Annotated in this window: 17 protein-coding genes; 8 read left to right on the top strand and 9 right to left on the bottom strand. The window is 73.7% G+C overall.

Annotation, left to right across the window (positions count from 1 at the left end; genetic code table 11):
- Nucleotides 1-139 precede the first annotated feature (139 nt).
- Nucleotides 140-1,165: an alcohol dehydrogenase gene (locus OG900_19210; GenBank protein ID WUH92031.1), complete on the bottom strand. Its 1,026-nt coding sequence runs from the start codon at nt 1,163-1,165 to the stop codon at nt 140-142.
- 690 nt (nt 1,166-1,855) lie between these two features.
- Here OG900_19210 and OG900_19205 point away from each other — a divergent pair.
- Nucleotides 1,856-2,761, top strand: a complete 906-nt coding sequence (locus OG900_19205) for a DUF4232 domain-containing protein (GenBank protein ID WUH92030.1) — start codon at nt 1,856-1,858, stop codon at nt 2,759-2,761.
- 22 nt (nt 2,762-2,783) lie between these two features.
- Here OG900_19205 and OG900_19200 read toward each other — a convergent pair whose 3' ends face one another.
- Nucleotides 2,784-3,281 (bottom strand): DUF4396 domain-containing protein, encoded by a 498-nt coding sequence (locus tag OG900_19200; protein WUH92029.1) that lies wholly within the window; start codon nt 3,279-3,281, stop codon nt 2,784-2,786.
- A 474-nt stretch (nt 3,282-3,755) separates the two neighbouring features.
- On the opposite strand from OG900_19200, the gene OG900_19195 reads away from it, so the two are divergent.
- Together OG900_19195 and OG900_19190 are read left to right on the top strand one after the other, a co-directional pair.
- Entirely contained in the window at nt 3,756-4,817 is a 1,062-nt protein-coding gene (locus OG900_19195; protein ID WUH92028.1) for a polysaccharide deacetylase family protein, read from the top strand.
- Nucleotides 4,818-5,025: 208 nt separating this feature from the next.
- A complete protein-coding gene (locus OG900_19190) occupies nt 5,026-5,499 on the top strand; it encodes a carboxymuconolactone decarboxylase family protein (protein WUH92027.1) in 474 nt (157 codons plus the stop codon).
- Between the two features lie 104 nt (nt 5,500-5,603).
- On the opposite strand, the gene gap is transcribed toward OG900_19190, so the two are convergent.
- Complete coding sequence (gene gap / locus OG900_19185; GenBank protein WUH92026.1) at nt 5,604-6,602, bottom strand: type I glyceraldehyde-3-phosphate dehydrogenase; 999 nt, start codon at nt 6,600-6,602, stop codon at nt 5,604-5,606.
- Between the two features lie 134 nt (nt 6,603-6,736).
- The gene (locus tag OG900_19180) at nt 6,737-7,696 is read right to left on the bottom strand and encodes a helix-turn-helix domain-containing protein (GenBank protein ID WUH92025.1); all 960 of its coding nucleotides are present in this window, start codon (nt 7,694-7,696) and stop codon (nt 6,737-6,739) included.
- Nucleotides 7,697-7,955: 259 nt separating this feature from the next.
- Here OG900_19180 and OG900_19175 point away from each other — a divergent pair, with 259 nt between their 5' ends.
- Nucleotides 7,956-8,867 carry an aromatic prenyltransferase gene (locus OG900_19175; protein ID WUH92024.1) on the top strand — a complete coding sequence of 304 codons (912 nt, stop codon included), beginning with the start codon at nt 7,956-7,958 and terminating at the stop codon, nt 8,865-8,867.
- Here the strand turns inward: OG900_19175 and OG900_19170 are convergent.
- From OG900_19170 to OG900_19160, 3 genes are all read right to left on the bottom strand, one after another.
- Complete coding sequence (locus OG900_19170) at nt 8,813-9,214, bottom strand: hypothetical protein (GenBank protein WUH92023.1); 402 nt, start codon at nt 9,212-9,214, stop codon at nt 8,813-8,815. The two genes, OG900_19175 and OG900_19170, sit on opposite strands and share 55 nt — an antisense overlap.
- A gap of 57 nt (nt 9,215-9,271) precedes the next feature.
- Entirely contained in the window at nt 9,272-9,886 is a 615-nt protein-coding gene (locus OG900_19165; GenBank protein WUH92022.1) for a glyoxalase, read from the bottom strand.
- A gap of 138 nt (nt 9,887-10,024) precedes the next feature.
- Nucleotides 10,025-10,999: a DUF998 domain-containing protein gene (locus tag OG900_19160; protein WUH92021.1), complete on the bottom strand. Its 975-nt coding sequence runs from the start codon at nt 10,997-10,999 to the stop codon at nt 10,025-10,027.
- A 144-nt stretch (nt 11,000-11,143) separates the two neighbouring features.
- On the opposite strand from OG900_19160, the gene OG900_19155 reads away from it, so the two are divergent.
- Nucleotides 11,144-12,328 (top strand): ABC transporter permease, encoded by a 1,185-nt coding sequence (locus tag OG900_19155; protein WUH92020.1) that lies wholly within the window; start codon nt 11,144-11,146, stop codon nt 12,326-12,328.
- A gap of 164 nt (nt 12,329-12,492) precedes the next feature.
- On the opposite strand, the gene OG900_19150 is transcribed toward OG900_19155, so the two are convergent.
- Complete coding sequence (locus OG900_19150) at nt 12,493-13,107, bottom strand: TetR/AcrR family transcriptional regulator (protein WUH92019.1); 615 nt, start codon at nt 13,105-13,107, stop codon at nt 12,493-12,495.
- A 42-nt stretch (nt 13,108-13,149) separates the two neighbouring features.
- Nucleotides 13,150-13,845, bottom strand: coding sequence for a lactate utilization protein (locus tag OG900_19145; protein WUH92018.1), 696 nt, complete (start codon nt 13,843-13,845; stop codon nt 13,150-13,152).
- Nucleotides 13,846-13,947: 102 nt separating this feature from the next.
- Between OG900_19145 and sigJ the strand changes: the two genes are divergently transcribed.
- From sigJ to OG900_19130, 3 genes are all read left to right on the top strand, one after another.
- The gene (gene sigJ, locus OG900_19140; GenBank protein WUH92017.1) at nt 13,948-14,910 is read left to right on the top strand and encodes an RNA polymerase sigma factor SigJ; all 963 of its coding nucleotides are present in this window, start codon (nt 13,948-13,950) and stop codon (nt 14,908-14,910) included.
- 399 nt (nt 14,911-15,309) lie between these two features.
- A complete protein-coding gene (locus OG900_19135; protein WUH92016.1) occupies nt 15,310-16,050 on the top strand; it encodes a GNAT family N-acetyltransferase in 741 nt (246 codons plus the stop codon).
- Nucleotides 16,047-16,883 carry a 1-acyl-sn-glycerol-3-phosphate acyltransferase gene (locus OG900_19130; protein ID WUH92015.1) on the top strand — a complete coding sequence of 279 codons (837 nt, stop codon included), beginning with the start codon at nt 16,047-16,049 and terminating at the stop codon, nt 16,881-16,883. Before OG900_19135 ends, OG900_19130 begins: the two co-directional genes overlap by 4 nt.
- Nucleotides 16,884-16,920: the final 37 nt, after the last annotated feature.

Here is a 16,920-nt window from a genome sequence, read left to right as displayed (position 1 = left end):
GGGGCGACCGGCAGCACACATGTCCGACTCTACGGCGAAGTCGCAGCCCAGCCCATCCACTTGCCGCACCCGGGGGTCCCGAGCCACCGCTCGGGCGCCGTCGGCGGCACGCTCCCGTGCCGCCGACTGCGCCCTCGGGTCAGCCGGTGGTGAGCACCATGCGGAAGCGCGCGGCGCCGGACATCATCCTGCGGTAGGCCTGGTCCGCGTCGGCGAGCGGCGCCGTCTCGGTCATCGGGCGGACGCCGTGCAGCGCGCTGAAGCGCATGGTGTCCTCGACGTCCTGGGAGGTGCCGGACGGATGGCCGCGGATGACCCTGGCCGGGAAGATCAGTTGCAGGGGGCTGATGCCCAGCGGGTCGCCGCTCGCGCCGATGACGACCAGTTCGCCGCGGCGTGCGAGGCCGTCGGCGGTCGAGGCGATGGCCTCGGAATTGCCGACCGTGGCCAGGACGACCTTGGCGCCGCCGAGGGCCTGGAGGGCGTCGGCGACCGTGGTGTCCGCGGTGCTGTCGATGTAGTGGTGGGCGCCGAGCTGCTTGGCGAGGTCGGCCTTGCCGGCGCCGCGGGCGATGGCGACGGTCTCGAAGCCCATCGCGGCGGCATACTGCACGCCGAGGTGGCCGAGGCCGCCGACGCCGAGGATCGCGACCAGGTCGCCGGGCTCTGCGGGGCTGCGGCGCAGGCCGTTGAAGGTGGTGACGCCCGCGCAGCCGAGCGGGCCCGCGTCGGCGGGTCCGAGGTCGTCGGGGACACGGGCCAGGGCGTCCGCGGGGGCGACGACGGACTCGGCGTAGCCGCCTTCGTAGGCCCCGCCGGGGACCTTCAGGTTCTCGCACGTGATGAAGTCGCCCTGCCGGCAGGGCTTGCAGTAGCCGCAGCTGCCGCCGAACCAGCCGACGACGACCCGGTCGCCGACCTGCCAGCCGCGTTCCGCGACGCCCTCGCCCAGCGCGTCGAGGCGCCCGGCGATCTCGTGCCCCGGGACCAGCGGGAAGGACAAACCAGGGAGGCCGCCCTGGACGAACACGGCGTCGCTGTGGCAGACCCCGCAGGCCTCGACGGCGATACGCGCGTGGCCTGGTCCGGGTTCCTGGAGTTCGCGCTCGACGATCTCGAACGACCCGTTGACGGCGGGCATCTGCGCAACGCGGTAGGTGGCCATCCAAACCTCCCCAATCCAGCTGGGAACGGACTTCTCCTCCATCAGAGCACGGCGGGGCGCGCCCCGCGCGCCGACCGCGACCCCGCAGGGCCGGCGCGCGGAAATGCGGCACGGCTCTTGACCCCCGCCGGCCGCCGCCTGCAAGAATCCGCCTGGCTTGGTGGATTCTGTTCGGTGCTGATCTATTGTGATGCCCGCGTGGTGCTGAGGCCTGTCGCGTGTGCTCCGCGTGTGCCCTCGACGAGGAGTGGTAGCAGCGCCGGTCGATCGCAGGTCGTTCCTGGTCACCGGAGCCGCGGGAGCCGCGGTGCCGGCCCTTCCCGGGCTCGCCCACACCGCGGCCGCCGCCTCCGGGCCCGCACACAGCCCCACACCCGGCCACCCACCCGCCGCCCGCCGCGGTCACCGTCTCCGCCCGGGGCGGGGGACCGCTTCGTCCCCGCCCGCGACCAGGCCGTCGACTGGGCGACCGCGTCCGACACGCCGACGGTGATCACCTTCGCCGCGGTGCACACCGACCGCATCCGCCTCGACCCCGGCGCACGCCCCGACAGTGCGGACGGCGCCCAGCGGATCACCACCCCGGAGGTGGGGCCCGCGTAAGGGCGGTGAGCAGCTGTGACGCCCCTGTGACGGGAAGTGTGACCCCCGCCACAGGGGTTCGGGCGGCGGCTCTGGTGAGGTGGTGCGATGCGCACCTCCCTCCCGGCCGCCGCCGCGGCATTGACCGGCATCCTGCTCCTGACGGCCTGCGGGACGGAGGTGGCGGGGCAGCCGGCGGACACCGGCCCGACTTCCGGCGCCCGGTGCGGTTTTCCCTCCGACCCCGCCGCCCGCGCGTCCGGCGGCGTCGAGATCACCAGGGTGACCGGCGGCGCGCTCGGCTGCGGCACGCGGATGCCCGCCGACCTGCCGGAGGTGGGCTTCCTGGTCACCAACCACGGGACCGAACCCCTCACCTACACCGTCGAGTTCACGCTCTTCGGCGCCTCGGGCGGCGCGGAGGCGAACGGCGGCCAGACGGTGGTGAACGTCGCGCCGGGCCGAAGCGTCCGCGGAACGGCGGCCTTCGCGGAGGTGCTGCGCAGTGTCGACGGCGGCCATGTGGGGATCGAGAAGGTCAGGAGTGTCCCCGCGGACGAGGTGCCCGTCGCGTCGGGCACCTGCCCGCCCTCCGGCGTCTTCGTCACGGCCGACCAGGGCGACGCGGCCATGGGGCTGCGGGTGGTGGGCCTCCACCTGAGGAACTGCTCGACCCGCCCCTACCGCGTCAGCGGCTTCCCGCGGATCCAGCTCCAGGACCTGGACCACAAGCCCGTCACCGGCGTCCGCGTCCTGCACGGCAGCGGCGGCATCTCCACCGGCACCGGCTTCGACCTCCCGCCGCACCCCTTCACCCTCCAGCCGGGGCAGGCCGCGACGTCGGGCCTGATGTGGCGCAACACCGTCACCGACGGTACGAACATCAACGCCCCCTACGCCCGGGTCGTCGCGCAACCCGGCACGCACGCGGTGACGGTGACACCGGAACTCGACCTCGGGACGACGGGGAAGCTGGGCGTCAGCCCGTGGCAGAAGGACGACGCCGGCCGCTGACCCGCCGCGGGCCCCGCGGCCGTCAGTGGAAGGCGTGGACGACGGCGTGGCCCTTGCCGCGGGCGATCATCCAGCGGTTGACCGGGGTGGTGATCACGAAGGCCGCGGCGAGGGAGAAGGCGAGCGAGCCCCAGAAGAGCGCGTCGGCCAGGCCCGCGTCGAGCGCGCCGGGCACCCCCACCATCACGGTGTTGTCGATGACCTCCATCACCGCGATGGACACGGTGTCGGCGGCCAGCGCGATCTTCAGCGCCTGGCGCGGCGGCACCTGGGCGCGCAGCACGCCGCGCATCGTCAGGGCGTAGCCGAAGACGAAGGCCAGGGCGATGGAGATCGCCACGGTCGGGCCGTTGTGCAGCCCGGCCGCGGTGCCGATGACCATGCCGAGGACCTCGCCGATCGCGCAGCCGGTCAGGCAGTGCAGGGTCGCCTGCGCCGCGGTGCGCCAGCCGACGGCGCGGGAGGTGCGGTGCCCTCCGTGCCCGTCGTGCCCGCTGTGCTCGTGGCCGCTGTGCTCCATGGCTCCGTCCCCTTCGTGAGCGTCGGATCGCCTTGCTCTCGTATGCGCAACCATATACCCCCAGGGGGTATTCCCGTTCGCGTGTGCCGGACGATTCCCCCCGCGTGGATTTCCGAAAGTTTCGCAAAATTGCCGGAAGATGGCTGAAACCGATCGTCGGATGAAAGTGCAGGTCAGGCGGGTCTATGTGGCCGGTTTCCGCCGTTCCGCCCGCCTGTGGAGGGCGCGTGGGCCCTGATCCGGGTGTGAAAACGGCCAAGCTGAGGAGCCCGCGTTCCGCATATTGCCACCCCTGAGGGGCGTACCTAACATGGGAGCGCTCCCAGCACTTCCAGCCCCCCACGGCACGGAATCCGGCACGCCTGCGGACGCGGAACCACCGCCAGCAGCTGGAACGGCGGCTACCAGGCCGAGGTGCACCGGTGTCTGACCTCCCCACCCCCCACAGCTCCCACCAAGGAGGATCCACCCCGTATGCGCACTCCACGAAAGCTGTCGCCGCGCACCCTGCTCACCGGTTTCGCCGTCGCCGCGCTGGCGGTCGCGACCACCATGACCTTCACCACCGGCGCCACCCCGTCGCACGCCGCCACGTGTAACGGCTACGTCGGGCTGACCTTCGACGACGGACCGTCCAACGACCACACCCCCGCCCTGCTCAACGCGCTCAAGCAGAACGGGCTGCGGGCCACCGTCTTCAACGAGGGCCAGTACGCGGCCTCCTACCCCTCCCAGGTGCAGGCCGAGGTCAATGCCGGCATGTGGGTCGGAAACCACAGCTACACCCACCCGCACCTGATCCAGGAGAGCCAGTCGCAGATCGACTCGGAGGTCTCCAGGACCCAGCAGGCCATCTCCAGCGCCGGCGGCGGCACCCCGAAGCTCTTCCGTCCGCCGTACGGCGAGACCAATTCCACGCTCCAGTCGGTCGAGTCCAAATACGGCCTGACGCAGGTCATCTGGGACATCGACTCGCAGGACTGGAACGGCGCCAGCGTGGACGCGATCGTCTCGGCCAACGCCCGGCTCCAGAACGGCCAGATCATCCTCATGCACGAGTGGCCCGCCAACACGCTGGCCGCGATCCCGCGCATCGCGCAGGGCCTGGCCAGCCGCGGCCTGTGCTACGGCATGATCTCCCCGCAGACCGGCCGCGCGGTGGCCCCCGACGGCGGTGGCAGCACTTCCGGTGGCAGCACTTCCGGTGGCAGCACTTCCGGCGGCGGTACGAACGGTGGTACGACCGGTGGTACGACCGGTGGTGGCGGCGGCAGCTGCACCGCGACCCTGAGCGCGGGCCAGAGCTGGAGCGACCGCTACAACCTCAACGTCGCGGTCAGCGGGTCCAACTCCTGGACGGTGACGGTCAACGTCCCCTCCCCCGAGAAGGTCATGGCGACCTGGAACATCTCCGCGAGCTACCCCAGCGCCCAGCAGCTGGTCGCCAAGCCCAACGGCAGCGGCAACAACTGGGGCATGACCATCCAGAAGAACGGCTCAACCACCTGGCCGTCGGTCTCCTGCAGCGCAAGCTGACCCTCCCACCAGGAGGACCGGCACCGGCGCGGCGTCCCTTCTGGGGCGCCGCGCCGCTTCGCGCTCCGCGCCGGCGCCGCCGCGAGCCGCGAGCCGAGAGCTGAGAGCCAGGTCACAGCGGGCCCGGTCACAACGCCCCGGTCCGTTACGTCAAAGGGGCGTACCGGCCGGCGACGGCAGAGCGAAGCAGCAGATCAGGGAGCCCGTCATGGAAGCGCGCTTGAATTTCTTCACCAACCCGACCGCCCTGAAGTTCACCAAGCACATCAACGCCGCGGGGCAGGCGCTCGCCGACTCGACGCTGCCGCGGAAGGTCCAGGACCTCGCGCTGCTCCGCGCCAGCCAGATCAACGGCTGCGGCTTCTGCACCGACATGCACACCAAGGACGCCGAGGCGGCGGGCGAGACCACGCAGCGGATGCACCTGGTCGCCGCCTGGCGCGAGGCCACCGTCTTCACCGACGCCGAGCGCGCCGCCCTGGAGCTGACCGAGGAGGGCACCAGGATCGCCGACGCGGCCGGCGGCGTGCCCGACGAGGTGTGGGCGAACGCCGCCAAGCACTTCGACGAGGACCAGCTCGCGGCGCTGGTGGGCCTCATCTGCGTCATCAACGCCTTCAACCGGATGAACGTCCTCATCAAGCAGCCCGCGGGCGACTACCAGCCCGGCCAGTTCGCCTGACGCACCCCCCGCCCCGAACCGACTGCCCGGCACCACGCGGCACAGCCCCGCCCCCGTACCGCCGTCGCGCGGTGATACGGGGGCAGGGCTGCTTTGCGGGGAGGTCAGGCGGTGGCGAGGAGCTGGAGGGTGTCGATGACCCGGTTCGAGAAGCCCCACTCGTTGTCGTACCAGGCGACGACCTTGATGTGGCGGCCGTCGACGCGGGTCAGGGCCGAGTCGAAGATCGCCGACGCCGGGTTGCCGGTGATGTCGGACGAGACGAGCGGGTCCTCGGAGTATTCGAGGATGCCGGCCAGCGGGCCCTCGGCCGCGGTGCGGTAGGCCGCGAGCACCTCGTCGCGGGTCACGTCGCGGGCGACGGTGGTGTTCAGCTCGACGATCGAGCCGACCGGGACCGGGACGCGGATCGAGTCGCCCGACAGCTTGCCGTCGAGGTTCGGCAGGACCAGGCCGATCGCCTTGGCGGCGCCCGTCGTGGTCGGCGTGATGTTGACCGCGGCGGCGCGGGCCCTGCGGGCGTCGCGGTGCGGGCCGTCCTGGAGGTTCTGCTCCTGGGTGTAGGCGTGCACCGTCGTCATGAAGCCGTGCTCGATGCCGGCGAGCCGGTCGAGCACCGCGGCGAGCGGCGCGAGCGCGTTGGTCGTGCAGGAGGCGTTCGAGACGACGGTGTGCGTGGCCGGGTCGTACGCCTCGGTGTTGACCCCGTAGGCGAGCGTGGCGTCCGCGCCCGCCGAGGGCGCGCTGACCAGCACCTTCTTCGCGCCCGCGGTGATGTGCGCGCGGGCGGCGTCGGCGGAGGTGAAGCGGCCGGTCGACTCCAGCGCGATGTCGACGCCGAGCTCCGCCCACGGCAGGTTCGCGGGGTCGCGCTCGGCGAGCACCTTGATACGGCGGCCGTCGACCACGAGGGTGTCGCCGTCGACCGTGACCGGGCGGCCGAGGCGGCCGGCCGTCGAGTCGTAGGCGAGCAGGCGGGCCAGCGCCGTCGGCTCGGTGAGGTCGTTGACGGCGACGACATCGAGGTCGCTGTCGCGTTCGAGCAGTGCGCGCAGCACATTGCGGCCGATGCGGCCGAATCCGTTGATGGCGATACGAGTCATGAGTCCAGGTTCGCCGGTGGCGCCCGGGGGCGGCTGCGGCGGGAGCGCCATGGTTCGAAAGGATCGCGCCAGGCCCCGGGCGGCGGGCGGGGAGGGGGCGGTTCCTGGCCGTTCGCCCTGGCTGTTCGCCCTGGCTATTCGCCCTGCGCGAAGGTGCGGCGGTATTCGCTCGGCGTCGTCCCGAGGATCTGCTGGAAGTGCTGCCGCAGGTTCGCGCCCGTGCCCAGGCCCACGTCGGCGGCGATCTGCTCGACACCGCGCTCGGAGCGCTCCAGCAGCTCGCGGGCCATGTCGACGCGGGCCCGCATGACCCACTGCATCGGGGTGTAGCCGGTGTCGTCGGCGAAGCGCCGCGAGAAGGTGCGCGGCGACACCGCCGCGTGCCGGGCGAGCGCCCCGAGCGTGAGCGGCTCGCCGAGCCGGTGCAGCGCCCACTCGCGGGTGGCGGCGAACCGCTCGCCGAGCGGCTCGGGCACGCTGCGCGGCACGTACTGCGCCTGGCCGCCGCTGCGGTAGGGCGCCGCGACCAGCCGCCTGGCCGCGTGGTTCGAGGCGGCCACGCCGAGGTCGCCGCGCAGGATGTGCAGGCACAGGTCGATGCCGGAGGCGGCGCCTGCCGAGGTCAGGACGGCGCCCTCGTCCACGAACAGCACGTTCTCGTCCACCTGGACGAGCGGGTGCTTCGCGGCGAGGCGGCGCGTGTAGTGCCAGTGGGTGGTGGCGCGCTTGCCGTCGAGCAGCCCGGTGGCGGCCAGCGCGAAGGCCCCGGTCGAGATCGCCGCGAGCCGCGCCCCGCGGTCCCGCGCCGCGACCAGCGCGTCCAGCACGGCGCCCGGCGGGTCCTCGCGGTCGGGGAAGCGGTAGCCGGGGATGAAGACGATGTCGGCCCACGCGAGCGCGTCCAGACCGTCGGCGACGTGGTAGGACAACCCGTCGCCGCCCGCCACCAGCCCGCGCGCGGCCCCGCACACCCGCACCTCGTACGGCATGCTCCCCCGGGTCGTGAACACCTGCGCCGGAATACCGACATCCATCGGCTTGGCCCCTTCGAGCACAAGGACGGCGACGCGATGCAGACGACGTGATGCAGCCACACCCGCCAGCGTAAGCGCCCCCCGCTCAGGGCCGCCCCCCCTCGCACCGGCCCGCGCCCGGCGCCGGACCACCGGTTTCCGGCCGGGAGGGAGGGGGCGGGCGGAGAATAGGTGGGCGCCAAGTGGGCGCCAAGTCGGGGGATAGTCGGCGCCAAGGCCCGCGGCCAATGCTCGGGTGACAGAGCAGCAGGGTGCGGGCACGGACAGTGAGGGTTACTGGACTGTCGGTGATCTTGTCTCATCCGAACTTGGAGGGCGAATGGCCGGGACGACGGAGCTGGAAGACCTTTACTCGGTCATCGAGGAATCAGCTCGGCTGATGGGTGTGGCCAGCTCGCGCGAGACGGTCTGGCCGATCATGACGACGTATCAGGAGCTGATACCGCAGTCCGCGATCGCCTTCCGGGTGGAGACCAGCGCGCGCCGCGGCGACGACTTCAGCTGCCGCTTCACGATGCTCCCCAAGGAGGTCGACCCCTACGCGCTCGCGCTGTCCGGCGGGCTCACCCCGCGCACCGACCACCCCGTCAGCTCGCTGAGCGCGGACATCGCCGCCGCCTGCCCCATCGACAACTACGGTGTCGACTTCGGCGTCGTCGGCGGCTTCACCAAGACCTTCCAGTTCTTCCCGCCGGACGACCTCCAGCCGGTCTCCACGCTGGCCGGCATCGCGGCGGTGCCGCCCTCCCTGGCCGGGAACACCGCCTTCTTCGAGCGCCACGGCGTCGCCGACCAGGTCGCGCTCACCGGGATGGACTACGAGCACAAGACCTTCAACGTCTACTTCAAGACGCCCGACGGCTACCTGCTCGAACCCAAGAACGTCGCCGCGATCCTCGGCGACATCGGCATGCCGGAGCCGAGCGAGCACCTGCTGACCCTCGCCCGGTCGGCCGGCGGCTTCTACGTCACCCTGAACTGGGACTCCCCCGGCGTCCAGCGGATCTGCTTCAGCGCGATGACCCAGGACCCGGCGGCACTGACCGGCGGCCGCCTGGAACCCAAGATCGAGCAGCTCGCGCGGAACGCCCCCTCCGCCGACCCGGGCGCCGACCGCGCCTTCATCTGCTACGTGGCCTCCTCGCCGGCCGGCGAGTACTTCAAGCTGCTGTCCTTCTACCGGGCGCAGCCCGACGTCGTGCGGCTCTGGCGCGAGTACGAGGACAACTGACCCCACGGGTGGGGCCGGTTCCGCCGCGGCGGAACCGGCCTCCATCCGCGTACGGCCTCGGTGCAGGGCGAAGGTCCGCGCCGGGGTGCCGTGACGAACGCGCTCTTGCTGCCGGTGTCGGCGGGGGCGCTCTCGGCATTGCCGTGGTCGAAGCAGCAGTCCGAGCCGACGGGCGTGCCGTCGGCCACCATGCAGGCGCCCTCGGGCTGCCCGTCCACCGCCGTGCCCGACGCGGCGCCGTGCGAGCGGTAGCCGACGCCCGGCGAGACCCGGATCCCGTGGACCTTGTGCCCGCCGGCCGTGACCGACAGCTCGGCGGCGTTCGCGTTACCGCCCGCGGACAGCACCCCGATGTCGGCGGTTCCGCCGTCCGAGGCGCGCTGTCGTGCCGGGCGATGACCACGTCACTGGGACGGCTTCTCCCATGCGAAGCCGTCGGGGTCGGCGAAGGTGCCGGCGTCGCCGTTGATCGTGAGGCCGTGCGAGCCGGTGCCCTCAGGGGTGACACCGGCGTCCTTGGCCAGGGCGCGGTGGCCGTAGAGGGCCAGCTTCACCGGGCTCGACGGCAGGTCGAACTCGACGTACTTGCGGGCGAAGCTGCGGCCCACCGCCAGGCCGCGCTCGACGTAGAACTTCCGGCTCACGACGATGTTGTCCACCCCGAGCAGCAGCACGAGCTGGTCGATCTGCCCGGTGTCCGGGCCGGTGTCCTTCTTCGCCGAGGTCGCGATCTTCCACAGCGCCCCGTCGGGGGCCCGCACCACGCCGCCGAAGCCCCAGAAGGACTTCGCGACCGGCTTCACCGGCGTGGCGCCGGCCTTCACCGCGGCCTCGAACAGGCTGTTGACGGTGGCCGGCTGCGACACGGTCAGCGACAGCGTGAAGCCGCGGAAGCCGGTGCCCGGCGCCTCCGCGGCCCGCGCCCGCACCTGGGTGTCCAGGCGGAAGGCGCTCGCGTAGAAGTCGGTGGCGGCGGCGGGGTCGGCGGCGTCCAGGGTGACAGATGCGATGGAGGTCATGGAACGACGCTAAGCGCGGGGGCGGGGCCCGCGCTTCTCCAAACCTGACCGGTGCGGTGCGGTGCGGTGCGGTGCGGTGCGGTGCGGGCGCGGCGCCGGGTGCTCCGGCGCCGGTACGGGGGGCCCGGTGCGCGGGCGTCACGCCGGCTGGCGGCGCGCGTGGTGCAGGCAGGACAGGACGACCACCACGGGCCACAGCGACTGCACGATCGTCAGCACGCGCTCGGCCACGCCGGCGGCGCCGTTCACCTGGATCTCCACCAGGAACCAGGCGGCTCCCATCACCATCAGCGTGGTCGCCGCGAGCGACGGCATGCGCCGCAGCCCCCAGGGCGGGAGGGCGGGTGGCGCGGTCGCGCCAGGGGAGCCGGTCGCGGAGTCGGGGTTCGAGGCGGCGCCGGCCGCGGCGGCGCCCCGGGGGCCCGTCGCGGGCTCCGGGTCCTTCGCGGTCCCGGGGCCGGTCGCAGTCTCGGGGTCGGTCGCGGTCTCGGGGTCGGTCGCCGTTTCCGGGTCGGCGGCGGCCCCCGGGCCCGAGGCACCCCGGGGGGCGGCCGCCCGCTGGGAGCCGGGGGGGATCTGCGGGCCGGACGCGAGGGGGGGATCGGTCGCGAGCGGCGCGTCCGTCGCGACCTGGGGATCGGTCGCGGGCCGGGAGCCGGCCGCGAACCGCGGACCGGCCGCGACCCGGCGTTCTGGCGCGAGCGGACCCCGCTTGCGGGTCAGCACCGGCCACGCGGCCAGCACCGGCCACAGCGCCAGCAGCGAGAAGCCGACCGCGACCACCGAGCCGTGCGAGAAGGAGCCCCCCGTCTTCGGCGCCGGGAAGATCGCCAGCACCATGGCCGACACCCCGCCCGCGCCGAGCGCCAGCCGTCCGGCGAGCCGGGCCGCGCGCAGCCCGCAGGCGGTCGCCAGGTGGCAGACGCCCAGCGCGATCAGCATCACGGTGAGCACCCAGTACGGGGACGGCCCGCCGGCCGCCAGGACGCTGATCGTCTGGCGGACGGGGTTGTAGCCGGGCCCTTCGAGCACCGCCGCGGTCGTCGAGCCGCTGATCAGCAGGACCGGAGCACATCCGGACGAGACGACGGCCCACCAGGTCACATATCCCATCAAACTACCGTAGGACGGACTGCCCGCCGGGCTCCGTATAGACGCGGTCGCATGTGGGTCGGGCGGAGGGGTCGCGAGGGGTCGGATATAAGAAAACGAACGTTCGTCTTGACTGTCGTTCGCGGCGAACTTACGCTCGGATGCGTGAAGAATCCGCTGGGCGTCCTGTCATGGCGTCAGATAGTGGTCACCACCGTGGCGCTGCCGCTGGTGATCTCGCTCGCCGTGCTCGCCTACGCGTGGCCGGCGGCACGTATCGCCCCGCGCGACCTGCCGGTGGGCGTGGTGAGCACCGGTGCGGCCGCCCGTGGCGCGGTCGACGCGCTGGACCGCGCCGCGCCGGGCGCCTTCGACGTCCACCGCTACCCCGACCAGGCGGCCGCACGGTCCGCGATCGAGCACCGCGACGTCTACGGCGCCTTCGTCGTCGCGCCGGGCGGCGTCACCGTGCTGGAGGCCACCGCCGCCGGGCCGAGCGTGGCGCAACTGCTGGACGCGTCCGGAAGCCGGCTCGCCGCGCACGCGGCACCGCCGCAGGGCCGTACGCCGACCGCGTCCGGGTCGGTGTCCGGGACCGCTTCCGGGGCCGCTTCCGGGACCGCGGCGGCCGCCCCGGCCCACCTGCGGACGGTGGACGTGGTGCCGCTGTCCGCGGGCGACGCGCGGGGCGTGGTCTTCAGTTCCGCGCTGCTGCCGCTCACCATCTGCAGCATCCTCATCGCCCTGGTCGTCACGATGTCGGGCACCGTGATGCCCGGCTGGCCCCGGCTGGTGGGCCTGCTCACCGGATGCGCCGCGGCCGCCTTCGCCGTCTACCTGGTCGCGCAGGGCTTCCTCGGCGCGCTCCCGCACGAGCACGCGGCGACCTGGGGGGCCCTGGCGCTCACCATGCTCGCCATCGCCGCCCCGACCGCGGGCCTGGTCACCCTCGTCGGCCGCGCGGGGCTCGGCATGGGCGCCGTGCTGATGGTCTTCATGGGCAACCCGTTCTCCGGGGCCACCTCCGCGCCGGAGCTGCTGCCCACGGCGGTGGGCGACATCGGCCGCCTGCTGCCGCCGGGGGCGGGCGCCGCCCTGGTACGCGGCACCGCCTACTTCGGCGGCAGCGGCTCGGCGGGGCCGCTCACCGTCCTCGCCCTGTGGAGCGTCCTCGGCCTGGCCGCCGTCGCCTCCGGCCGCCCGACCCCCGCCGACACCGGCGACAACCTCCTGGCGGAGGGCCGGGTGGCCGCCCTCGGCCAGGAGGCGGCGGAGGGCCGCGGCGAGCGGCTCAGCCTCGTGCGGGAGATGCCTGCTCCTGGGTCGGAGGAGCGTGGGCGCCGGCCCTGATCGACCGGGCCGAGGGGCTGAGCCTGGTGTTGTGGGGTCGGGACGAGGCGCTCAGCCGCCGTCGCCGGGTGCCTGCTCCTGGGTCGGAGGAGCGTGGGCGCCGGCCCTGATCGGTGGGGCCGGGTTGCTCGGTCAAGAGGCGGGGAAGGGCCGCGGCGAGGGGCTCAGCCGGTTTCGGTGGGTGGGCGGCGCCGGGTCAGAAGGGCGCGGACGCCGGCTCTGATCTGCTGGTGGGCCGCGAGGCCCATGGTGTTCCACTGGATGATCCACCCCTGGATCAGCGCGATCAGGACGCGGGCCGTGTCCCCCGGATCGAGGCCCGGGTCGAGGACGCCCGCCGCCTGGTAGCGCCGGCACAGCTCGGTCAGCCGCTCCTGGACGGCGCCCAGCATGTCGGCGACGGCTCCGGCGAGCTGGCGGTCGCGCATCATCTCCGACCACACCTGCAAGGCCATGGGCGCGGGTGCGGTGCCGGCGCCCAGCGCCGTGAGGTCCTCCACGATCGCCGGCAGCAGCTCCTCGGGCGGCGCCGGCTCCGACTTCGCCAGGTGCGCGTCGAGGATGTCGACGAGCTGCCGCGTCGACACCTCGGCGATCGCCGTGATGAGCGCTTCCTTCCCGGGGAAGTAGCGGTAGACCGCCCCGGCCGACAGCCCGGCCTCGGCGAAGACGTCGGGCATGGACGTCTTGTGGAAGCCGTTGCGCTCGAAGCAGACCCAGGCGGCGTCCAGGATCTGCCGGCGTCGGGCTTCGCGGTGCTCCGCACTGACCTTGGGCATGCGGGCATCGTAAAACGAATGTTCGTCCAGCCGCCCGCGCTCTCAGAATCCGACGGCCTCGCGGAGCAGCAGGACGGTGCCGCGCTCGGGCAGGTGCTCCGCGTTGAGTACCAGCAGCCGGTTGACGCTGCTCGGCCAGCCGTAGGCCGCCTGGGTGCGGGCGCTCTCCAGCGGGAGGGAGTGCTCCTCGACGCGGCGCAGCGCCGTGGCCAGGTCGGGCACCACCTTCTGCGCCCCGACGACCCAGATCGCGCGGGCGGCGCCGCCGGCGTAGGCGGGCAGCTGGCTCCCGCTGCCCGAGGCGATCACCAGGGAGCCGGTCTCGGTGAGCGCGGCGACGCTGCCCACGATGACGTCGGGCGTGGCGAGCAGCAGGCGGATGTCGTCGCCTTCCGTGGCGCGGTCCATGGCCAGGACCCGCGGCTTGAGGGCCTCGTACCGCCCGCCGGTGTTGATGTCCTCGTCGATGCCCGACAGGCGCAGGGTCTCGCTGGACGCGGTGAAGACCCGGGCGCCCTCGGGGATCAGGTCCTTGACCCGGGCGCGCGCGGCGGCGGTGCCGTCGAGGATCTCGGCGGTGAAGCCGCGTGCGGCCAGCGCGGCGGCCGCCCGCTCCAGACGGTCGGCGGGCGCCGGGTCCGTGAACGGGGTGGCCGGCGTCGAGGTGGCCATGGTGTCTCCTGGGTTGTCGTCGTCGGTGCCGTCGTCGGGGCGGATCGCCCGCGACCTGTTCGACAAGGCAGCCCGCCGGAATGTGAGGCGGGCCGCCGACCTCACATTCCGGCGGGCCGTCTTGTCGAACAGGTGAGGCCCGACGCGACCGAGGGAGCAGCGCCCACCATGACCACCCAGCCAGGACCCGGCGCGGCCGATCCGCTCGTGAGCGCGGTCGCCGGCGAGCGGCGGCACCTGACCAACCTCGCCTACCGGCTGCTCGGCTCGCTGGCCGAGGCGGAGGACGCCGTCCAGGAGACGTACGCCCGCTGGTACGCCATGTCCCGGCAGCGGCAGGAGGCCATCGCGTCCCCCGGTGCCTGGCTGACGACCGTCGCCGGCCGTATCTGCCTCAACCAGCTCAACTCGGCGCGGGCCCGCCGGGAGACCTACGTCGGCGAGTGGATCCCCGAGCCGCTGCCCGACGCGGCGGAGTGGACGACCGGCCGGCCCGGCGGCCCCGGCATGGACCCCGCCGACCGGGTGACGCTCGACGAGTCGGTCACCCTCGCCTTCCTCGTCGTCCTGGAGTCGATGACTCCGGCCGAGCGGGTCGCCTTCGTCCTGCACGACGTCTTCAGCTATCCCTTCGCCGAGGTGGCCGAGATCGTCGGCCGCACCCCGGCGGCCTGCCGCCAGCTGGCCGCCTCGGCCCGCCGCCGCGTCGACACCGGGCACGCCCCCGCGCCGCCGACGGCCCGGCAGGCCGGTGTGGTCAGGGACTTCAGGCAGGCCTGGGAGGCCAAGGACATCGACGCGCTCATCGCCCTGCTCGACCCCGCGGCGGTGGCGATCGCCGACGGCGGCGGCCTCGCCACCACCTTCGTGCACCCGATCGAGGGCGCCGAGCAGATCGCCCACGCCTGGGCCGGCATCGCCGAGCGTGCGGCCCGCAGCGGCATGACCTTCCTGGAGCGCACGGTCAACGGCCGGCTCGGCGTGGTCGCCCAGCAGGACGGCGTCACCGTCACCGTCTTCGCCTTCCACCTGCTGGGCGACCGGATCAGCAACATCTGGGTGGTCCGCAACCCCGACAAGCTCCGCGCCTGGAGCGGACGGCACCAGACCGGCGAGGAGTCCGCCGGCTGATACGCCCGACGTACGCCGCGGGCGGCGCGGACGGGGCGCGGGCGGCACGCGGCTTCGACTGTACGCCCGGCCGCCCCGGCGTCCGGTCCGCCGCCACCCGGGCGGTCTCCGCCGGCTGCCGAATCCCGGCGTACGGGCGGCCACGTCGTGGCGCGCGGGGGGCCTGCGGCCCTTGTGGTTCCGGCGGGTCCGGGGTGACGGAGGGATTCCGTTTGCCTCGTGCCGAGGCGCCCGCGGGGCGGCTCCCGAGGCGGCGACCTTGGAGATTCATCGCACGGTCACCGGGCGGACGGCGGGTGGGGGGCGGGCGGGCACCGGGTGCGGGCATCAATGGGCCGCGGGTTCCACATGCGCATTCCGGCCACCCTCGGATCCGGCACTCGGGAGTTGTGATCTGTCATGACCACGCCACTTTCTGTTCGCTCGTACGTCACCTCCATCGCCGCCACGCAGGAGGAGATCCGGGCCGCCCAGCGTCTGCGCTACCAGGTCTTCGCCGAGGAGAAGGGCGCCGTCCTGCACACCCCGCTCGCCGGGCACGACATCGACGACTTCGACGCGCACGTCGACCACCTGATCGTCAGCGAGCGCACCACCGGCGAGGTCGTGGGCACCTACCGGCTGCTGCCACCCGGGCGCTCCGCGCGGCTGTACTCCGACGGCGAGTTCGACCTCGCGCCGCTCGACGGACTGCGGGACTCGCTGGTCGAGACCGGCCGGGCGTGCGTCCACCCCGACCACCGGGACGGCACCGTCATCAACCTGATGTGGTCGGGCCTGGCCCGCTACGTCCTGCTCTCCGGCCACCGCTACCTCGCCGGCTGCGCCTCCGTCCCGCTGGACGACGGCGGCCTGGCCGCCGCCAACGCGGCCGCGCTGGGCAGCACGAAATACGCCTGCCCGCCGGAATTCCGGGTCCGGCCCCGCGACCCCTGGAACCCCGGACAGGCCGCCGCGCCCGCCACGCCCAGTCCCAACCTGCTGCCCCCGCTGCTGCGCGGCTACCTGCGGGTCGGCGCCTGGATGTGCGGGGCGCCCGCGTACGACCGGGACTTCGGCGACGCCGACTTCTTCGTGCTGCTCGACCTGGAGCGGATGAACGAGCGCTACCGGCGCTACTACCTGGGCGAGGACCGGTGACGGGCAGCCCCTGGGCCGCCGTCTCCCCCTGCTCGGCGGCCTGCGTCACCGCCGGGGAGGGCGCGGGCCGGGCCGAGGAGCTGCGCCGCTACGCCGCCTTCGGCACGACGGTGGCGGCGGCCGTGGCCGCGGGCAGGCGGCTGGAGTCCGCGGAAGAGGTACGCCGCCGGGCCCGCCGGCTGCTGGCCGACCTCGGCGTCGGGCTGACCGGCGGGACGGCCGGCCTCGCGGTGCCGGGCGCCGCGACCGGCACCCTCGTCGTCGCCAACCACATCTCGTGGCTCGACGCCCTCGCCCTGCTCGCCGTGCAGCCGGCCAGGCTGCTGGCCAAGCGCGAGGTGGGCCGGTGGCCGGTGGTCGGCACGCTCGTCCGCCGGGCGGGCACCCGCTTCATCGACCGCGACGGCCTGCGCGGCCTGCCCGACACCGTACGGGAGCTGGCCGCACTGCTGCGCTCGGGCGAGTCGGTCGTCGTCTTCCCCGAGGGCACCACCTGGTGCTCGGTGCCCGGCGGGCCCTTCCGCCGTGCCACCTTCCAGGCGGCGCTGGACGCGGGCGCCCCCGTGCGGCCGGTCACCCTCACCTACACCAGCCACGGCGTGCCCACCACGCTGCCCGCCTTCGTCGGCGAGGGCACCTTCGCCGGCTCCCTGCGCCGGGTCGCCGCCGCCCGCGGCCTCGCCGTCGAGGTCACCGCACACCCCGCCCTGCACCCCGCGGGCCACGACCGCCGCTCGCTCGCGGCCCTGGCCCACACCGCGGTCTGCGGCCCCCCGCCCGCCAGGGCCGCCCCGCACGCCGCCCGGCAGCGGGTCAGCCCCTCCGGCGTGTAGCAGGGCCGTGTCGCCGTCGAGTTCGCGGGCCGCCGCA

The organism is Streptomyces sp. NBC_00433 (genome assembly GCA_036015235.1).
Taxonomy (GTDB): domain Bacteria; phylum Actinomycetota; class Actinomycetes; order Streptomycetales; family Streptomycetaceae; genus Actinacidiphila.
This window is presented reverse-complemented; position numbering and strand designations above follow the sequence as displayed.

Bases quoted from the DNA above. Each gene is read 5' to 3' on its own strand.
- OG900_19210 (WUH92031.1), bottom strand. From the start codon at position 1,165: ATGGCCACCTACCGCGTTGCGCAGATGCCCGCCGTCAACGGGTCGTTC.
- OG900_19205 (WUH92030.1), top strand. From the start codon at position 1,856: ATGCGCACCTCCCTCCCGGCCGCCGCCGCGGCATTGACCGGCATCCTG.
- OG900_19200 (WUH92029.1), bottom strand. From the start codon at position 3,281: ATGGAGCACAGCGGCCACGAGCACAGCGGGCACGACGGGCACGGAGGG.
- OG900_19195 (WUH92028.1), top strand. From the start codon at position 3,756: ATGCGCACTCCACGAAAGCTGTCGCCGCGCACCCTGCTCACCGGTTTC.
- OG900_19190 (WUH92027.1), top strand. From the start codon at position 5,026: ATGGAAGCGCGCTTGAATTTCTTCACCAACCCGACCGCCCTGAAGTTC.
- gap (WUH92026.1), bottom strand. From the start codon at position 6,602: ATGACTCGTATCGCCATCAACGGATTCGGCCGCATCGGCCGCAATGTG.
- OG900_19175 (WUH92024.1), top strand. From the start codon at position 7,956: ATGGCCGGGACGACGGAGCTGGAAGACCTTTACTCGGTCATCGAGGAA.
- OG900_19165 (WUH92022.1), bottom strand. From the start codon at position 9,886: ATGACCTCCATCGCATCTGTCACCCTGGACGCCGCCGACCCCGCCGCC.
- OG900_19160 (WUH92021.1), bottom strand. From the start codon at position 10,999: ATGGGATATGTGACCTGGTGGGCCGTCGTCTCGTCCGGATGTGCTCCG.
- OG900_19150 (WUH92019.1), bottom strand. From the start codon at position 13,107: ATGCCCAAGGTCAGTGCGGAGCACCGCGAAGCCCGACGCCGGCAGATC.
- sigJ (WUH92017.1), top strand. From the start codon at position 13,948: ATGACCACCCAGCCAGGACCCGGCGCGGCCGATCCGCTCGTGAGCGCG.
- OG900_19135 (WUH92016.1), top strand. From the start codon at position 15,310: ATGACCACGCCACTTTCTGTTCGCTCGTACGTCACCTCCATCGCCGCC.